Source organism: Streptomyces sp. NPDC041068, from assembly GCF_040647455.1.
GTDB lineage: Bacteria > Actinomycetota > Actinomycetes > Streptomycetales > Streptomycetaceae > Streptomyces.
In genome coordinates, this window is record NZ_JBEZCG010000010.1 from 214,170 (window position 1) to 231,176 (window position 17,007).

Genomic DNA, 17,007 nt, shown 5'->3' on the forward strand with positions numbered 1-17,007 from the left:
GTCAGTCGCGCACCGGGACGTCAGCTCAGGGCGCTGCCCGCACGCCACTCCTTCCAGCCGACGTTCCAGCCGCCGTACCCGTTGCCCGCCGCCACGGTCTCCTTGGAGCCGACGACCCGCACGATGTCTCCGGGGATCACGGCTTCGTAGAAGCGGCGTGCCGTCCCGTCCGTGGCCAGGCCTATGCAGCCGTGCGTGACGTTGCTTTCCCCCGCGGCGGCGTTCGCGTTCGGGTTCTCGTGGAGGTAGGTCCCCGAAGTCGTCAGGTGGACCGCGTAGTTGTAGTAGTCCTTGTACGCCCTTCCGTAGCCCACCGTCCGCGAGTCCATGAGCACCCGGGACTGCTTGTCGAGGACGACCATCGTGCCGTTCCAGGTGTCCATGCCCGCGGCGCCCGCCGTGACCTTCACGCGGCGCGTCCTGCCGTCCTCCACCACGGTCATGGTGTGGGTGCGCACGTCCACGGTGGCGACGAGCGAACGGCCCACCTCGAACGTCCGAGTGGTCCCTGCGCCCACCCGGACGGTGACCTTCGTGCCGGGCTTCCACGGCTCGCGCGGCCGGTAGTCCACACGCTGCCCGTCGTGCAGATTGCGGTCCTTGACCCAGCTCCACGACCCGCTCACCCCGGGGCCGGCCGTCACCTTCAACCGCCGCTCGACCGCGGCCCGTTCCGCGACCGGCACGGGGCGGTCGAACGTGAGCGACACCGGCATGCCGACGCCGACGGTCTGCCCTTCGGAGACGTTGATCCGCGCGCCCTCGAGGGCGGCGGGCTCCACGACGGGCTTCGGCTTCGCCTTTTCCTTCTCCTTCACGGACGCCCCGCGGTCGGCCGCCGTCGTCGCGGGCTTCGGGTCGGCCGCGCCGCCGTCCTGCCCGGCCCCCGCGGAGCAGCCCGCGAGCACCAGTGAGCAGAGCGTCGCCGAGCAGAGCGCCGCCGCCCCCCACACGCGCGCATTGCGCCTCGTCCTGATTCCTGTGGTCATCGGTCCCCCTGGGCTGTGTTTCGATGTACGCGACCTGTACGCACGCCAGAGGCGGCAGGTTGCAGACGAATCCCAGGAATTTCCGATCACGTGATCCGGCACGGCCGGACGGGGGCGCGGGGGCATGACGGAGGACGAGTTCGACGCGTTCTACGCCTCCGCCTTCCCGCGCCTGGTCGGCCAGTTGTACGCCCTGACCGGTGACCACGGCGAGGCGCAGGACGTGGTCCAGGAGGCGTTCGTACGGGCCTGGGACCGCCGGCAGAGCTTCCTCGCCGACGAGGCGCCCGAGGCGTGGATCCGCACGGTCGCCATGCGCCTGGCCGTGAGCCGCTGGCGCAGGGCCAGGCGCTGGCTCGACCTGGTGCGCAGGAACCCGCCCGCCGACCGCGTCCCCGGCCCTGGACCCGAGCACACCGCCCTGGTGGAGGCGCTGCGCACGCTCCCGGACGCGCAGCGCACGGCCGTCGTCCTGCACCACCTGTGCGACCTCAGCGTGGAGCAGGTAGCCTCCGAGACCGGCTCGCCCGTGGGCACGGTCAAGGCCCGCCTCTCGCGCGGCCGGGCGGCGCTCGCCGAGCGGTTGGCCGCGGAGCGGGACGACGACGGCGACGAGCGGAGCGCGAAGGAGGGTGGCCGTGTCCGATGACCTGACCTCCGCGCTCAAGGACCTCGCGGCCGACCACCAGAGCCCGGCCCCCGTCGCGGGAGCCGAGATCCGCCGCAGGGCCACTGTGCGCCGCCGCCGTCGCCGTACCGCGTACGCGGGAGCGGCCCTGGTCACCGCCGCCGTCGCCGCGACCGTCACCGCGGGGCTGCTGTCCGGCTCCGACGACCGCACCCGCGAGCGCCCCGCCCCCGTCGCGACGGACGGCACCGGAAAGCCCGCCGCCACGGTCGACCTGTCCCGGCGCCGGATGACCGTCGGGGGCAGGGAACTCCCCGTCTCGGGAGGCACCACGCAGCACCCCACGCCCACCGGCCGCCTCACGGTCGTCGCCACGCACCGCGAAAAGCGCATGCCCGCCGGGGACTTCGGCCTCGGCGGGGAGTACGACCTGAAGCTGCCCTGGGTGATCGAGCTGCGCACCCCGGACGGCGGGACGAACTACGTCGTCGCCATGACCTACGACGAGAAGGCCCCCGGCACCAGGGACATCACCAGGGGCTGGATCGGCCTGCGCCCCGACGACGCCCGGTGGCTCCACGACCGGCTCGAACCGGGCGACGTCATCGCCGTCACCGCCGGCGGATCCGGACGCTGACCCGCGCTGTCGGACCTCGCCAGTAGGCTGTCCGACATGGCCGACCCTTCCAGCTACCGCCCCAAGCCGGGACAGATCCCCGACGCCCCGGGGGTCTACAAATTCCGCGACGAGCACCGCCGGGTGATCTATGTCGGGAAGGCCAAGAGCCTGCGTCAGCGCCTGGCCAACTACTTCCAGGATCTGGCCAATCTCCACCCGCGTACGCGCTCCATGGTGACGACGGCCGCCTCCGTCGAGTGGACGGTCGTCACCACCGAGGTCGAGGCGCTCCAGCTGGAGTACTCCTGGATCAAGGAGTTCGACCCCCGGTTCAACGTCAAGTACCGCGACGACAAGAGCTATCCGTACCTCGCCGTGACGATGAACGAACAGTTCCCGCGCGTGCAGGTGATGCGCGGAGCGAAGAAGAAGGGCGTGCGCTACTTCGGTCCCTACGGCCACGCGTGGGCGATTCGCGACACGGTCGACCTCCTCCTGCGCGCCTTCCCCGTCCGCACCTGCTCCGCGGGCGTGTTCAAGAACGCCGCGCGCACCGGCCGCCCCTGCCTGCTCGGCTACATCGGCAAGTGCGCGGCGCCCTGCGTGGAGCGCATCACCCCCGAGGATCACCGCCAACTCGCCGAGGACTTCTGCGACTTCATGGCGGGCCGCACGGGGACGTACATCCGCCGCCTGGAGCGCCGGATGACGGACGCGGCCGAGGAGATGGAGTACGAGAGGGCGGCACGCCTGCGCGACGACATCGAGGCCCTCAAGAAGGCGATGGAGAAGAGCGCCGTCGTCCTCGCCGACGCCACGGACGCGGACCTCATCGCCCTCGCCGAGGACGAACTCGAAGCCGCCGTGCAGATCTTCCACGTCCGGGGCGGACGCGTGCGCGGTCAGCGCGGCTGGGTCACCGACAAGGTCGAGGCCGTCACCAGCGGCGACCTCGTCGAGCACGCGCTCCAGCAGCTGTACGGAGAGGAGAGGGGCGACGCCGTGCCCAAGGAGGTGCTCGTCCCCGCGCTGCCCGACCCCATAGAGCCGGTCCAGGAGTGGCTGACCGAGCGCCGCGGCGCGAACGTCTCGCTGCGCATCCCGCAGCGCGGCGACAAGAAGGCCCTCATGGAGACCGTCGCGCGCAACGCCCAGCAGTCCCTCGTCCTGCACAAGACCAAGCGCGCCTCCGACCTGACGACCCGCTCCCGCGCCCTGGAGGAGATCGCCGCCGCCCTGGAGCTGGACAGCGCCCCGCTGCGCATCGAGTGCTACGACATCTCGCATCTCCAGGGCGACGACGTGGTGGCGTCGATGGTCGTCTTCGAGGACGGCCTGGCCCGCAAGAGCGAGTACCGCCGCTTCCAGATCAAGGGCTTCGAGGGCCAGGACGACGTGCGCTCCATGCACGAGGTGATCACGCGCCGCTTCAAGCGCTACCTCGCCGAGAAGGAGAAGTCGGGGGAGTGGGTCGACGAGGAGACCGGTGAGATCGCCGACACCGGGCCCACCGAGGAGGACGGCCGCCCCAAGCGCTTCGCCTACCCGCCCCAGCTCGTCGTGGTCGACGGCGGCCAGCCGCAGGTCGCGGCCGCCAAGAGGGCCCTGGACGAGCTCGGCATCGACGACATCGCGGTCTGCGGCCTCGCCAAGCGCCTGGAGGAGGTCTGGGTTCCCGACGAGGACGACCCGGTGATCCTGCCGCGCACGAGCGAGGGTCTCTATCTCCTGCAGCGGGTACGCGACGAGGCGCACCGCTTCGCCATCACCTACCAGCGGGTCAAGCGGGCCAAGCGCTTCCGCGCGGGCCCCCTGGACGAGGTGCCGGGCCTCGGCGACGCGCGCAAACAGACGTTGATCAAGCACTTCGGTTCGGTGAAGAAGCTCCGATCCGCGACAATCGACCAGATCTGCGAGGTTCCGGGCGTGGGGCGCAAGACGGCCGAGGCCGTCGTGGCGGCCTTCGCCCGTGCGGCACCCGCCGCACCCGCCGTGAACACGGCGACCGGAGAGATCATGGAAGAGGAGGAGCCCGTGACCGCGGGCACCTCGGAGGAACGACGGGGGCAGGAGACATGAGCGAGCACGACGAAGGTGGAGAGCAAGTGAGTGCGGGCACGGCGATCGAGACGCCAGGAGTACCGGACGCGGCGATCCCCGAACTGGTGATCATCTCCGGCATGTCGGGCGCCGGACGCAGCACGGCGGCCAAGTGCCTGGAGGACCTCGGCTGGTTCGTGGTCGACAACCTGCCGCCCGCGCTGATCCCCACCATGGTGGAGCTCGGCGCCCGCTCGCAGGGCAACGTCGCACGCATCGCGGTCGTCGTCGACGTACGCGGCAGGCGCTTCTTCGACAACCTCCGCGACTCCCTCGCCGAGCTGGAGTCGAAGAACGTCACGCGGCGCATCGTCTTCCTGGAGTCCTCGGACGAGGCCCTGGTCCGCCGTTTCGAGTCGGTCCGCCGCCCGCACCCGCTGCAGGGCGACGGCCGCATCGTCGACGGCATCGCGGCCGAGCGCGACCTCCTGCGCGAGCTGCGCGGCGACGCCGACCTGGTCATCGACACCTCCAGCCTGAACGTGCACGAGCTGCGCGCGAAGATGGACGCCCAGTTCGCGGGCGAGGAGGAGCCCGAGCTGCGGGCCACGGTCATGTCCTTCGGCTTCAAGTACGGCCTGCCGGTCGACGCCGACCTGGTCGTGGACATGCGCTTCCTGCCCAACCCCCACTGGGTCCCCGAGCTGCGCCAGTACACCGGCCTGAACGAGGAGGTCGCGGCGTACGTCTTCAACCAGCCCGGCGCCAAGGAGTTCCTCGACAGGTACGCCGAGCTGCTCCAGCTCATCGCCGCGGGCTACCGCCGCGAGGGCAAGCGCTACGTGACGATCGCGGTCGGCTGTACGGGCGGCAAGCACCGCTCCGTCGCCATGTCGGAGAAGCTCGCGGCGCGCCTGGCGTCCGAGGGCGTGGAGACCGTCATCGTCCACCGGGACATGGGGCGCGAATGAAGCCCAACCGCCGGACCGTCCGCCTGAGCAGGCTGGGCCGCAAGCGGGGCACCCAGCCGAAGGTGGTCGCGCTCGGCGGGGGCATGGGCCTGTCCGCCTCGCTCGCCGCGCTGCGCCGCATCACCGGAGCCGGAGACCTCACCGCCGTCGTCACGGTCGCCGACGACGGCGGCTCCAGCGGGCGCCTGCGCGACGAGCTGGGCGTGCTGCCGCCCGGCGACCTGCGCAAGGCGCTCGCCGCGCTGTGCGGCGACGACGACTGGGGCCAGACCTGGGCCCGCGTCATCCAGCACCGCTTCCAGTCCAAGGGCGACCTGCACGAGCACGCGGTCGGCAATCTGCTGATCGTCGCCCTGTGGGAACAGCTCGGCGACCACGTCCAGGCCCTGGACCTGGTCGGCCGCCTGCTCGGCGCGCAGGGCCGCGTGCTGCCCATGTCGGCCGTTCCGCTGGAGCTCCAGGCCCTGGTCAAGGGCCACGACCCCGAGCGCCCGGACGACGTGGACACGGTCCGCGGGCAGGCCACGGTGGCCCTCACCCCCGGCGAGGTCCAGTCCGTGCACGTCGTGCCGCACGATCCGCCGGCCGTCCCCGAGGCGGTCGCCGCCGTCCTCGACGCGGACTGGGTGGTGCTCGGCCCCGGGTCGTGGTTCTCCTCGGTGATCCCGCACCTGCTGGTCCCCGAACTGCTCGACGCGCTCACCGAGACGAAGGCCCGCAAGGTCCTCTCGCTCAACCTCGCCCCGCAACCGGGAGAAACCGAAGGCTTCTCTCCGCAGCGTCATTTGGAGGTTTTGGCCCGACACGCCCCTAAACTCGCCCTGGACGTGGTGCTGGCCGACGAGGCCGCCGTGCCCGATCGTGAGTCCCTGACCGATGCCGCCAAGCGGCTCGGTGCCACGGTCGAGCTGGCGCCCGTGGCCCGGCCCGACGGGACTCCGAGGCACGATCCGGAGCTCCTGGCAGCCGCGTACGACCGTATTTTTCGGATGCATGGAAGGATCGGCCCATGGCGATGACGGCAGCGGTGAAGGACGAGATCTCCCGGCTCCCCGTCACCCGGACCTGCTGCAGGAAGGCAGAGGTCTCGGCGATCCTGCGGTTCGCGGGCGGCCTTCACCTGGTGAGCGGCCGCATCGTGATCGAGGCGGAGCTGGACACCGCGATGGCCGCACGGCGGCTCAAGCGGGACATCCTGGAGATCTTCGGGCACAGCTCGGAGCTGATCGTGATGGCCCCCGGCGGGCTGCGGCGCGGCTCGCGCTATGTCGTCCGCGTGGTCGCGGGCGGCGACCAGCTGGCCCGCCAGACGGGTCTGGTGGACGGCCGCGGCCGCCCCATCCGCGGTCTGCCGCCGCAGGTGGTCTCGGGGGCCACCTGTGACGCGGAGGCTGCCTGGCGCGGGGCGTTCCTCGCGCACGGCTCGCTCACCGAGCCCGGCCGTTCCTCCTCCCTGGAGGTGACCTGCCCGGGTCCGGAGGCCGCGCTCGCGCTGGTCGGTGCCGCGCGCCGGCTGAGCATCGCCGCCAAGGCCCGCGAGGTGCGCGGCGTGGACCGCGTGGTCGTCCGTGACGGCGACGCGATCGGCGCGCTGCTCACCCGGTTGGGCGCACACGAGTCGGTGCTCGCCTGGGAGGAGCGGCGGATGCGGCGCGAGGTGCGCGCCACCGCCAACCGCCTGGCCAACTTCGACGACGCGAACCTGCGCCGCTCGGCCCGCGCGGCCGTCGCCGCCGGTGCCCGCGTGCAGCGCGCCCTGGAGATCCTCGGTGAGGAGGTGCCCGAGCACCTCGCGGCCGCCGGGCGCCTGCGCATGGAGCACAAGCAGGCCTCCCTGGAGGAGCTGGGCGCGCTCGCCGATCCGCCGCTGACCAAGGACGCGGTCGCGGGCCGCATCCGCCGCCTCCTGGCCATGGCCGACAAGCGGGCCCAGGACCTGGGCATTCCGGGTACGGAGTCCAACCTGACCGAGGAGCTCGCGGACAACATGGCGGTCTGACCGGGCCGGACCGAGGGTCGGACCGGGGCGGGCTGAGGGCCGGATCCCGTCCCGTACGTCTCACGAGCCGCCGGTGTCCCACAGGGCACCGGCGGCTTTCGCATGCCCGCCCCGCACGCCTTCACCCGCCGTATTGACATGATCATGCACTGTAACGAGCCTGGCATCCCGCACATCTGTGTCGGACAACCGCAAGGGGGGCTCATGAGACGAAGAGCGAGCGCGAGATCGATCCTCGCCGCGAGCGCATTACTCATCGGCGGCCTCGTGGCCGCACCGCACGCCCAGGCCGCCGGGCCCGCGAAGGCCCCGGCCGCCGACGACCCCGCGGCCGTGAAGGTCTACCAGGCCGACGTCACCAAGAAGCAGATACCGATCCTGGTCAAGGCCGGCCAGGACGCCCACGAGCTGGCGGGGCAGACGCCGAAGAGCGGCACCGGCCGCGTCGAGCTGTATCTGACCGAGGGCCAGGCCAAGGCGATCGAGCGCCAGGGCATCGAGCTCAGCGAGCACAAGGTCTCCAAGGCCGCTCAGAAGCGGCTGAAGGCCGCGGGGGACGGCGTCTTCCGGCCGTACAGCGGAAAGGGCGGGCTCCAGGAGGAGATCGTCAAGACCGGGCAGGCCCACCCCGACCTCACCAAGGTCGTCTCCATCGGCAAGACCCTCCAGGGCAAGGACATCCTCGCCCTGAAGCTCTCCAAGGGAGCCAAGAAGTCCAAGGACGGCTCCAAGCCGTCCACGCTCTACCTGTCCAACCAGCACGCGCGCGAGTGGATCACTCCCGAGATGACCCGCCGCCTGATGCACCACTACCTGGACAACTACGGCAAGGACAAGCGCATCACCAAGCTCGTGAACTCCACCGAGCTGTGGTTCGTGCTCTCCGCCAACCCCGACGGGTACGACTTCACGCACGCCGCCGACGGCGACCGCCAGTGGCGCAAGAACCTCCGTGACGTCGACGGCGACGGCAGGATCGCTCCGGGGGACGGCGTCGACCTCAACCGCAACTTCGCCTACAAGTGGGGCTACGACAACGAGGGTTCGTCGCCCGACGCGTCGTCGGAGACCTACCGCGGCACCGGACCGATGTCCGAGCCCGAGACCAAGGCGATCGACCGCTTCCAGAAGCGCATCGGCTTCACCTACGGCATCAACTACCACTCCGCGGCCGAACTGATCCTCTACGGAGTGGGCTGGCAGGTCGCCACGCCGACCCCGGACGACGTGCTCTACAAGGCGCTCGCCGGCACCCCGGAGAAGCCCGCGATCCCCGGCTACCACCCGCAGGTCTCCTCCGAGCTCTACACCACCAACGGCGAGGCCGACGGCCACGCGGGCAATGTCAACGGCATCCCGATGTTCACCCCGGAGATGTCCACCTGCCAGACCGCGTCGAACGTGGACCCGGGCGACGCATGGAAGCCCGAGGACTGCGCGTCCATCTTCACCTTCCCGGACGACGAGAAGCTGATCCAGCAGGAGTTCGCGAAGAACGTTCCCTTCGCGCTCGCCGTCGCCGAGACGGCGCTCCACCCCGACCAGCCGGTCTCCGTCACCGACATCGAGGCCCCCGACTTCACCCCGGACTCCTTCACCACCTCGTACGCGCGCGCAGGGGACCAGGAAGTCGCCGTCACCGCACGCAAGTCCGTGCGCGACAAGGGGCTCAAGTACCGCGTCAACGGCGGCCGTACGCAGTCCGCCGATGGCGGGCTCAAGGCCTGGAAGGGCGGCGAGACCTACGGCGGCGACGACAACCTCTACTTCGACGAGTACCGCGCGAAGGTCGAGGGCGCACGCGTGGGCGACAAGGTCGAGGTGTGGTTCACCGGCCGCACGAAGAAGGGCCGCACCGAGAGCGAGCACTTCACGTACACCGTGGCCGAACGCCCCAGGGCCGACACGCTCGTCGTGGCCGAGGAGGGCACGACGGCGACGCAGACCCAGAAGTACGTCGACGCGGTGAAGGCCAACGGCCGCTCGGCCGCCGTCTGGGACGTCGCCACGCAGGGCGTCCCGCACCCGCTCGGCGTCCTGTCCCACTTCTCCGCGGTGGTGCACTACACCGGTGACCCCGTCCCCGGCGCGCCCACCCAACTCGCCCTGCGCGACTACCTCAACGAGGGCGGCAAGCTCATCGAGTCCGGCGAGCGCGCCGGCGGCAACGTCGACCTCGGCGAGGCCCTCACCGACGACTTCGCGCAGTACTACCTCGGTGCCTACGAGCGTCTGTCGGCGCCCGGCGTCAAGAGCTTCACCGGCAGCGGCGCCCTCGCCGGGGTGAGCACTCCGCTCGCCGCCGCCGACGCCAACGCGCTCGACAAGGCGGGCCGGTTCACCGTCACCTCCGACAACCTGCCGCCCAAGCAGTTCCCGCAGTTCAAGAGCGAGGCCGCGGGCTCCTACCCCGGTCTCACCAACCCGTACGCGCCCTTCGAGGGCCAGGGCATGGCCTCGGCCACCCACGCCGACCGGGACTGGAAGCGGCTCACCCACACCTTCGACCTGACCGGTGTCACGGCCGCCGACGCCCCGGAGCTTCGGTTCGCCCTCAACTGGAGCCTGGAGCCCGGCTACGACCACGGGCTCGTCGAGGCCCACACCGCGGGAGCCGACGACTGGACCACGCTGCCCGACAAGAACGGCAACTCGTCCGGTGCCGTGCCCGCCGAGTGCGAGGCCGGCTTCTTCCTCAACGGCCACCCGTTCCTGCGCCACTACCTGACGTCCGGCGCGGGCGGCTGCACGGCGAGCGGTACGAGCGGTGCCTGGAACAGCTTCACCGGCTCCTCCAGCGGCTGGAAGCCCGTCGCGTTCGACCTGAGCGCCTACGCGGGCAAGAAGGTCGAGATCTCCCTCAGCGCCGTCACCGACCCGTCCAGCGGAGGCCGCGGGCTCTTCGCGGACAACGCGCAACTGGTCGTCGGCGGCGATGTCAAGGAGATCGAGGGATTCGAGTCCTCGCTCGGCTCCTGGAGCGTCGCTCCGCCCCCGGCCGGAAGCCCCAATATCACAGGCGACTGGACCCGGACCGGGGAGCTCTACAAGCCCTACGCGGCGGTCACAGCGCGTGACAGCGTGCTGCTCGGCTTCGGGTTCGAGCATGTGCCCGGAAGTGCCGAGAGGGCCGCTCTTATGGGCGCCTCCCTGGCACATCTGCGCAGCTGACGCTGCGTAATCAGGACCTAGGTCCCGGTGGCCCGTATTCCTACTGGGGGGTACGGGCCACAGTGCCGCCCGCAGGGCCTCTCGATGTCACCTCAGGGCCTTCAGAGAGGTAGGGTCGGAGGCGGTCGGGGACATCCCATACAACTCGCCGGCGTCTAAAACCGGCGTACCAACGAGGAGATCGGTTCGTGACGATCCGCGTAGGCATCAACGGCTTTGGCCGCATCGGTCGCAACTACTTCCGCGCGCTGCTCGAGCAGGGTGCGGACATCGAGATCGTGGCTGTCAACGACCTGGGTGACACCGCGACCACCGCTCACCTGCTGAAGTACGACACCATCCTGGGCCGCCTCAAGGCCGAGGTGTCGCACACCGAGGACACCATCACCGTCGACGGCCACACCATCAAGGTGCTGTCCGAGCGCAACCCCGCCGACATCCCGTGGGGCCAGTTGGGCGTCGACATCGTGATCGAGTCCACCGGTATCTTCACCAAGAAGGCCGACGCCGAGAAGCACATCGCCGGCGGTGCCAAGAAGGTCCTCATCTCGGCTCCGGCCAAGGACGAGGACATCACCATCGTGATGGGCGTCAACCAGGACAAGTACGACGCGGCCAACCACCACGTCATCTCCAACGCCTCCTGCACCACCAACTGCGTGGCGCCGATGGCGAAGGTTCTCGACGAGAACTTCGGCCTGGTCAAGGGCCTGATGACGACGGTCCACGCGTACACCAACGACCAGCGCATCCTGGACTTCCCGCACAAGGACCTGCGCCGCGCCCGCGCCGCCGCCGAGAACATCATCCCGACGACGACCGGCGCCGCGAAGGCCACCGCCCTGGTCCTCCCGCAGCTCAAGGGCAAGCTCGACGGCATCGCGATGCGCGTCCCGGTCCCGACCGGCTCGGCCACCGACCTGGTCGTGGAGCTGGAGCGCGAGGTCACCAAGGACGAGGTCAACGCCGCGTTCAAGAAGGCCGCGGACGGCGACCTCAAGGGCATCCTCTTCTACACCGAGGACGAGATCGTCTCCTCGGACATCGTCAGCGACCCGGCGTCCTGCACCTTCGACTCCTCCCTGACCATGGTCCAGGAGGGCAAGACGGTGAAGATCCTCGGCTGGTACGACAACGAGTGGGGCTACTCCAACCGTCTCGTCGACCTCACCGTCTTCGTCGGCGGTCAGCTCTAGTCACCAGAGCAGGCACCCAGATGTGAGCACAGGGTCCGGACCGCGCAACGCCGCGCGCTCCGGGCCCTGTTGTGCGTCAGTCCACCCAAGGAGTCCAGTTCATGAAGACGATCGACGAGCTTCTCGCCGAAGGCGTCGACGGCAAGCGGGTCTTCGTCCGCGCCGACCTCAACGTGCCGCTCGCCGAGGGCACCATCACCGACGACGGCCGCATCCGCGCCGTCCTGCCGACCGTCAAGGCCCTCGCCGAGGCGGGCGCCAAGGTGGTCGTGGCCTCGCACCTGGGCCGCCCCAAGGGCGCCCCGGACCCGGCCTTCTCGCTGCTGCCCGCCGCCGAGCGGCTCGGTGAACTCCTGGGCGCGCCCGTCGCGTTCGCGCAGGACACCGTCGGCCCCGCCGCGCACGAGGCGGTGGACGGCCTGCAGCCCGGCCAGGTCGCCGTCATCGAGAACCTCCGCTTCAACGCGGGCGAGACCTCCAAGGACGACGCCGAGCGCGGGCAGTTCGCGGACCGGCTCGCCGCCCTCGCCGATGTCTACGTGGGCGACGGCTTCGGCGCCGTGCACCGCAAGCACGCGTCCGTGTACGACCTCCCGGCCAAGCTTCCGCACTACGCGGGCTACCTCATCGCCACCGAGGTCGGCGTCCTCAAGAAGCTCACCGAGGACGTGAAGCGCCCGTACACCGTCATCCTCGGCGGCGCCAAGGTCTCCGACAAGCTCGCCGTCATCGACGAGCTGCTCGGCAAGGCCGACCGGCTGCTGATCGGCGGCGGCATGGCCTACACCTTCCTCAAGGCCAAGGGGTACGAGGTCGGTATCTCCCTCCTCCAGGAGGACCAGATCCCGGTCGTCACGGAGTACATGGAGCGCGCCGAGGCGAACGGCGTCGAGCTCGTTCTCCCCGTCGACGTCCTGGTCTCCACGGACTTCCCCGACCTGAAGACGAAGGCTCCGGCCGACTTCAAGACCGTCGACGCGGACCAGATCCCCTCGGACATGGAGGGCCTGGACATCGGCCCCAAGACCCGTGAGCTCTTCGCCTCGAAGATCGCCGACGCCGAGACCGTCTTCTGGAACGGCCCGGTCGGCGTCGCCGAGCACCCCGACTACGCCGAGGGCACGTCCGCCATCGCGCGAGCCCTGCTCAACTGCGACGGCTTCACCGTGGTCGGCGGCGGCGACTCCGCCGCGGCCGTCCGTAACCTGGGCTTCGACGAAAACGCATTCGGCCACATCTCGACCGGCGGCGGCGCCTCCCTCGAATACCTCGAGGGCAAGACGCTCCCCGGCCTCGCCGCACTGGAGGACTGACCCCGCATGACCACCCGTACGCCGCTGATGGCGGGCAACTGGAAGATGAACCTCAACCACCTCGAGGCCATCGCCCACGTCCAGAAGCTTGCCTTCGCCCTGGCCGACAAGGACTACGACGCCTGTGAGGTCGCCGTCCTGCCGCCCTTCACCGACCTGCGCTCCGTGCAGACCCTGGTCGACGGCGACAAGCTCAAGATCAAGTACGGCGCCCAGGACATCTCAGCGCACGACTCCGGTGCCTACACCGGCGAGATCTCGGGCCCGATGCTGTCCAAGCTGAAGTGCACCTACGTCGCCGTGGGTCACTCCGAGCGCCGCCAGTACCACAACGAGTCCGACGAGGTCTGCAACGCCAAGGTGAAGGCCGCCTTCAAGCACGGCCTGACCCCGATCCTCTGCGTCGGCGAGGGCCTGGACATCCGCAAGGCTGGACAGCAGGTCCAGTACACGCTGAACCAGATCGACGGCGGCCTCAAGGGCGTCCCGGCCGAGCAGGCCGAGACCATCGTGATCGCGTACGAGCCGGTCTGGGCGATCGGCACCGGCGAGGTCGCGACCCCCGAGGACGCGCAGGAGGTCTGCGGCGCGATCCGCGGCCGCCTCGCCGAGCTGTACTCGCAGGAGCTCGCGGACAAGGTCCGCATCCAGTACGGCGGCTCCGTGAAGGCGAAGAACGTCGCCGACATCATGGCGCAGCCCGACGTCGACGGTGCCCTGGTGGGCGGCGCGGCGCTGGACGCCGACGAGTTCGTCAAGATCGTCCGCTTCGGCGACCAGTGAGTATGCGGTAGCGGCGATACGACGTACCCTTGCGGGGGTCGGAGGCTTCGACAGCTGGCTGGAAAGCTCGCCAGGGAAAGGCCGCCGACCCCCGTCGTCGATTCAGATCCGGTCGATTCAGATCCGAGGAAGTTGGTCCAGCTGTGGTTATGGGGTTCTCGATCGCCCTCATCGTCTTCAGCCTGCTGATGATGCTGCTGGTGCTGATGCACAAGGGCAAGGGCGGCGGTCTCTCCGACATGTTCGGTGGCGGCATGCAGTCGTCCGTCGGTGGCTCCTCCGTCGCGGAGCGCAACCTCGACCGCATCACGGTCGTGGTCGGTCTGCTGTGGTTCGCGTGCATTGTCGCGCTGGGCCTGCTGATGAAGGCGAACAACTAGCGCCAGGCACTGGCTGCTTGTCCGGTGCGCGCCCGCGTGCGCGGCTTATCATGGGGCTTGCGTCCGGGGGTGGGGTGTAACTCCCAACAGTGGACGCGCGTTGGGCCTTACGTAAACTGAGGCGCCCGCAGCAGCACCATCACGCAGGGAGTTACGACCGTGGCAAGTGGCAACGCGATCCGAGGAAGTCGGGTCGGGGCGGGGCCGATGGGCGAGGCCGAGCGCGGTGAGTCCGCGCCGCGACTGCGCATCTCCTTCTGGTGCTCGAACGGGCACGAGACGCAGCCGAGCTTCGCCAGCGACGCGCAGGTCCCCGATACGTGGGACTGTCCCCGCTGCGGCTTTCCGGCCGGTCAGGACCGGGACAACCCGCCGGACCCGCCGCGCACCGAGCCGTACAAGACGCACCTGGCGTACGTGCGTGAGCGGCGCAGCGACGCGGACGGCGAGGCGATCCTCGCGGAGGCGCTCGCCAAACTGCGGGGCGAGATCTAGGACTTGAGCACCGGCCGGACATCCACTGGGTGTCCGGCCGGTGGTCTTTTGCCGCCATGCGTGCGGCTTTCTCGTGACGTGCCCGGACAGACAGGTCTCGACCTCTCATACCGGCCCTCGATCAATTAGGTTGGTCGTGCAGCGGGGCCAAGGTACGTACAGGGTCGAGAGAAGGCTGAAGTCCGAGATGAACGCAGAAAGCCGCGCCAGGCTCAATCAGACGCCCGAGTGGACGGCGCTCGCCGAGCACCGCGAGCGGCTCGGGGAGGTGCAGCTGCGCGAGCTGTTCGCCGCGGATCCGGCGCGCGGCACGGCGTACACCCTCCAGGTCGGCGACCTGCACATCGACTACTCCAAGCATCTCGTCACCGACGAGACGCTGGCGCTCCTTCGCGAGCTCGCCGCCGCCACCGACGTCTTCGGGCTGCGGGACGCCATGTTCCGCGGCGAGAAGATCAACACGACGGAGGACCGCGCCGTCCTGCACACCGCGCTGCGCGCCCCGCGTGACGCCGTGATCGAGGTCGACGGCGAGAACGTGGTGCCGGCGGTGCACGCCGTGCTCGACAAGATGGGTGCCTTCTCGGAGAAGGTCCGCTCCGGCGAGTGGACCGGGCACACCGGCAAGCGCATCAAGAACGTCGTCAACATCGGCATCGGCGGCTCCGACCTCGGCCCCGCGATGGCGTACGAGGTGCTTCGCTCCTTCACCGACCGCGACCTCACGGTCCGCTTCGTGTCGAACGTGGACGGGGCGGACCTGCACGAGGCCGTGCGGGATCTGGACCCGGCGGAGACGCTCTTCATCATCGCCTCGAAGACCTTCACCACCATCGAGACGATCACGAACGCGACGTCCGCGCGCGAGTGGCTGCTCACCGAGCTGAAGGCCGGTCAGGAAGCCGTCGCCAAGCACTTCGTGGCGCTGTCGACGAACGCCGAGAAGGTCGCGGACTTCGGCATCGACACGGCCAACATGTTCGAGTTCTGGGACTGGGTCGGCGGCCGCTACTCCTACGACTCGGCCATCGGTCTCTCCCTGATGATCGCCATCGGGCCCGGCCGCTTCCGCGAGATGCTCGACGGCTTCCACCTCGTCGACGAGCACTTCCGCACCGCGCCCGCCGAGTCCAACGTTCCTTTGTTGATGGGCCTGTTGGGCATCTGGTACGGCAACTTCCACGACGCGCAGTCGCACGCCGTGCTGCCGTACTCGCACTACCTCTCCAAGTTCACCGCGTATCTGCAGCAGTTGGACATGGAGTCCAACGGCAAGTACGTCGGGCGTGACGGCGAGCAGGTCGACTGGCAGACGGGGCCTGTCGTCTGGGGTACGCCGGGCACCAACGGCCAGCACGCGTACTACCAACTCATCCACCAGGGCACGAAGTTGATCCCGGCGGACTTCATCGGCTTCGCCGAACCCGTCGCGGACCTGCTGCCGGGCCTTGTCGCCCAGCACGACCTATTGATGGCCAACTTCTTCGCGCAGACGCAGGCGTTGGCGTTCGGCAAGACGCCGGACGAGGTGCGGGCGGAGGGTGTCGCGGACGAACTGGTCCCGCACAAGACGTTCAAGGGCAACCACCCGACGACGACGATCCTGGCGAAGTCCCTGACCCCCTCGGTCCTCGGCCAGCTCATCGCGCTGTACGAGCACAAGGTGTTCGTCCAGGGCGCCGTGTGGAACATCGACTCCTTCGACCAGTGGGGCGTCGAGCTCGGCAAGGTCCTCGCCAAGCGCGTCGAGCCCGCGCTCACGGAAGGCGCCGACGTGCCCGGCCTCGACGAGTCGACGAAGGCTCTGGTCGCCAAGTACCGCGCCCTGCGCGGGCGTTAATCGGATGCGGGGGTCCCGCCCGGCGGGTGACACTGCTTCGGCTCTGTCACCCGCCGGGAGGGAACCCCGTCATGGACCAGCTGCTCGCCGCGCTCGCCGATCCCGAGAGGCTGCGGCTGTTCGCGCGCATAGTCCTCGACGACCTGCCGCCCCGCGAGGCGGACTCTCCCGTCGCCCGCAAGCATCTGGGGCGCCTTCTCGCCGCCGGGGTCGTGGAGCGGCTGCCCGACGGTTCGCTGCGGGCCGACCCCGCCGTCTTCCGGCGGGCCCCCGCCCCGGTGGACGCCCATCCCACCGTGCCGCGCCGCCTCACCGGTTTCTTCTCCCACGGCCGCCTGACGGCCATCCCCGTACGCCCCGTCGTACGCCACGAACTCCTCGTCCACCTCACGGACACCCTCTTCGACGCCGACCGCACCTACAGCGAGTCCGAGGTCAACGAAGCCTTCCGCACGGTCCACGACGACACGGCGGCACTGCGCCGCTACTGCGTCACGGACGGCCTCCTGGTACGGGAACAGGACGGGAGCACTTACCGACGCTGCTTCGCCGAAGTCTGAGGGTTTCGCCTCGCCAGAATGGG

15 protein-coding genes are annotated in these 17,007 nt (G+C 69.9%); 14 read left to right on the forward strand and 1 reads right to left on the reverse strand.

Annotated elements, in window-relative coordinates:
* Positions 1–20: 20 nt before the first annotated feature.
* Positions 21–989: a L,D-transpeptidase gene (locus AB0B50_RS23940; RefSeq protein WP_362335365.1), complete on the reverse strand. Its 969-nt coding sequence runs from the start codon at positions 987–989 to the stop codon at positions 21–23.
* A 124-nt stretch (positions 990–1,113) separates the two neighbouring features.
* On the opposite strand from AB0B50_RS23940, the gene AB0B50_RS23945 reads away from it, so the two are divergent.
* The 14 genes from AB0B50_RS23945 (at position 1,114) to AB0B50_RS24010 (ending at position 16,984) form a co-directional block, all read left to right on the forward strand.
* Positions 1,114–1,638, forward strand: coding sequence for a SigE family RNA polymerase sigma factor (locus AB0B50_RS23945; RefSeq protein WP_362335368.1), 525 nt, complete (start codon positions 1,114–1,116; stop codon positions 1,636–1,638).
* Positions 1,628–2,254 carry a L,D-transpeptidase gene (locus tag AB0B50_RS23950; RefSeq protein ID WP_362335371.1) on the forward strand — a complete coding sequence of 209 codons (627 nt, stop codon included), beginning with the start codon at positions 1,628–1,630 and terminating at the stop codon, positions 2,252–2,254. Before AB0B50_RS23945 ends, AB0B50_RS23950 begins: the two co-directional genes overlap by 11 nt.
* Positions 2,255–2,290: 36 nt before the next feature.
* Positions 2,291–4,315: an excinuclease ABC subunit UvrC gene (gene uvrC / locus AB0B50_RS23955; RefSeq protein ID WP_362335374.1), complete on the forward strand. Its 2,025-nt coding sequence runs from the start codon at positions 2,291–2,293 to the stop codon at positions 4,313–4,315.
* Entirely contained in the window at positions 4,312–5,247 is a 936-nt protein-coding gene (gene rapZ / locus AB0B50_RS23960; RefSeq protein ID WP_362335377.1) for an RNase adapter RapZ, read from the forward strand. The genes uvrC and rapZ overlap by 4 nt, the downstream gene beginning before the upstream one ends.
* Entirely contained in the window at positions 5,244–6,266 is a 1,023-nt protein-coding gene (gene yvcK / locus AB0B50_RS23965) for a uridine diphosphate-N-acetylglucosamine-binding protein YvcK (protein WP_362335379.1), read from the forward strand. Before rapZ ends, yvcK begins: the two co-directional genes overlap by 4 nt.
* Positions 6,257–7,246 (forward strand): DNA-binding protein WhiA, encoded by a 990-nt coding sequence (whiA, locus tag AB0B50_RS23970; protein ID WP_362335382.1) that lies wholly within the window; start codon positions 6,257–6,259, stop codon positions 7,244–7,246. Before yvcK ends, whiA begins: the two co-directional genes overlap by 10 nt.
* Before the next feature lie 204 nt (positions 7,247–7,450).
* Positions 7,451–10,417, forward strand: a complete 2,967-nt coding sequence (locus AB0B50_RS23975; protein ID WP_362335385.1) for a M14 family zinc carboxypeptidase — start codon at positions 7,451–7,453, stop codon at positions 10,415–10,417.
* 188 nt (positions 10,418–10,605) lie between these two features.
* Positions 10,606–11,613 (forward strand): type I glyceraldehyde-3-phosphate dehydrogenase, encoded by a 1,008-nt coding sequence (gene gap, locus AB0B50_RS23980; protein ID WP_362335388.1) that lies wholly within the window; start codon positions 10,606–10,608, stop codon positions 11,611–11,613.
* 101 nt (positions 11,614–11,714) lie between these two features.
* Complete coding sequence (locus AB0B50_RS23985) at positions 11,715–12,926, forward strand: phosphoglycerate kinase (protein ID WP_362335391.1); 1,212 nt, start codon at positions 11,715–11,717, stop codon at positions 12,924–12,926.
* A 6-nt stretch (positions 12,927–12,932) separates the two neighbouring features.
* Complete coding sequence (gene tpiA / locus AB0B50_RS23990; protein ID WP_362335394.1) at positions 12,933–13,709, forward strand: triose-phosphate isomerase; 777 nt, start codon at positions 12,933–12,935, stop codon at positions 13,707–13,709.
* A gap of 149 nt (positions 13,710–13,858) precedes the next feature.
* Positions 13,859–14,089 carry a preprotein translocase subunit SecG gene (gene secG / locus AB0B50_RS23995; RefSeq protein WP_055702100.1) on the forward strand — a complete coding sequence of 77 codons (231 nt, stop codon included), beginning with the start codon at positions 13,859–13,861 and terminating at the stop codon, positions 14,087–14,089.
* Between the two features lie 159 nt (positions 14,090–14,248).
* Entirely contained in the window at positions 14,249–14,584 is a 336-nt protein-coding gene (locus tag AB0B50_RS24000; protein ID WP_003957010.1) for an RNA polymerase-binding protein RbpA, read from the forward strand.
* A gap of 187 nt (positions 14,585–14,771) precedes the next feature.
* A complete protein-coding gene (gene pgi / locus AB0B50_RS24005) occupies positions 14,772–16,424 on the forward strand; it encodes a glucose-6-phosphate isomerase (RefSeq protein WP_362335397.1) in 1,653 nt (550 codons plus the stop codon).
* Positions 16,425–16,702: 278 nt separating this feature from the next.
* Positions 16,703–16,984, forward strand: coding sequence for a DUF2087 domain-containing protein (locus AB0B50_RS24010; protein ID WP_362335876.1), 282 nt, complete (start codon positions 16,703–16,705; stop codon positions 16,982–16,984).
* Positions 16,985–17,007: the final 23 nt, after the last annotated feature.

What these genes read in the sequence shown, in the direction of transcription:
- AB0B50_RS23940 (WP_362335365.1), bottom strand. Translation starts at nt 989, where the DNA reads ATGACCACAGGAATCAGGACGAGGCGCAATGCGCGCGTGTGGGGGGCG.
- AB0B50_RS23945 (WP_362335368.1), top strand. Translation starts at nt 1,114, where the DNA reads ATGACGGAGGACGAGTTCGACGCGTTCTACGCCTCCGCCTTCCCGCGC.
- uvrC (WP_362335374.1), top strand. Translation starts at nt 2,291, where the DNA reads ATGGCCGACCCTTCCAGCTACCGCCCCAAGCCGGGACAGATCCCCGAC.
- rapZ (WP_362335377.1), top strand. Translation starts at nt 4,312, where the DNA reads ATGAGCGAGCACGACGAAGGTGGAGAGCAAGTGAGTGCGGGCACGGCG.
- yvcK (WP_362335379.1), top strand. Translation starts at nt 5,244, where the DNA reads ATGAAGCCCAACCGCCGGACCGTCCGCCTGAGCAGGCTGGGCCGCAAG.
- whiA (WP_362335382.1), top strand. Translation starts at nt 6,257, where the DNA reads ATGGCGATGACGGCAGCGGTGAAGGACGAGATCTCCCGGCTCCCCGTC.
- AB0B50_RS23975 (WP_362335385.1), top strand. Translation starts at nt 7,451, where the DNA reads ATGAGACGAAGAGCGAGCGCGAGATCGATCCTCGCCGCGAGCGCATTA.
- AB0B50_RS23985 (WP_362335391.1), top strand. Translation starts at nt 11,715, where the DNA reads ATGAAGACGATCGACGAGCTTCTCGCCGAAGGCGTCGACGGCAAGCGG.
- tpiA (WP_362335394.1), top strand. Translation starts at nt 12,933, where the DNA reads ATGACCACCCGTACGCCGCTGATGGCGGGCAACTGGAAGATGAACCTC.
- secG (WP_055702100.1), top strand. Translation starts at nt 13,859, where the DNA reads ATGGGGTTCTCGATCGCCCTCATCGTCTTCAGCCTGCTGATGATGCTG.
- pgi (WP_362335397.1), top strand. Translation starts at nt 14,772, where the DNA reads ATGAACGCAGAAAGCCGCGCCAGGCTCAATCAGACGCCCGAGTGGACG.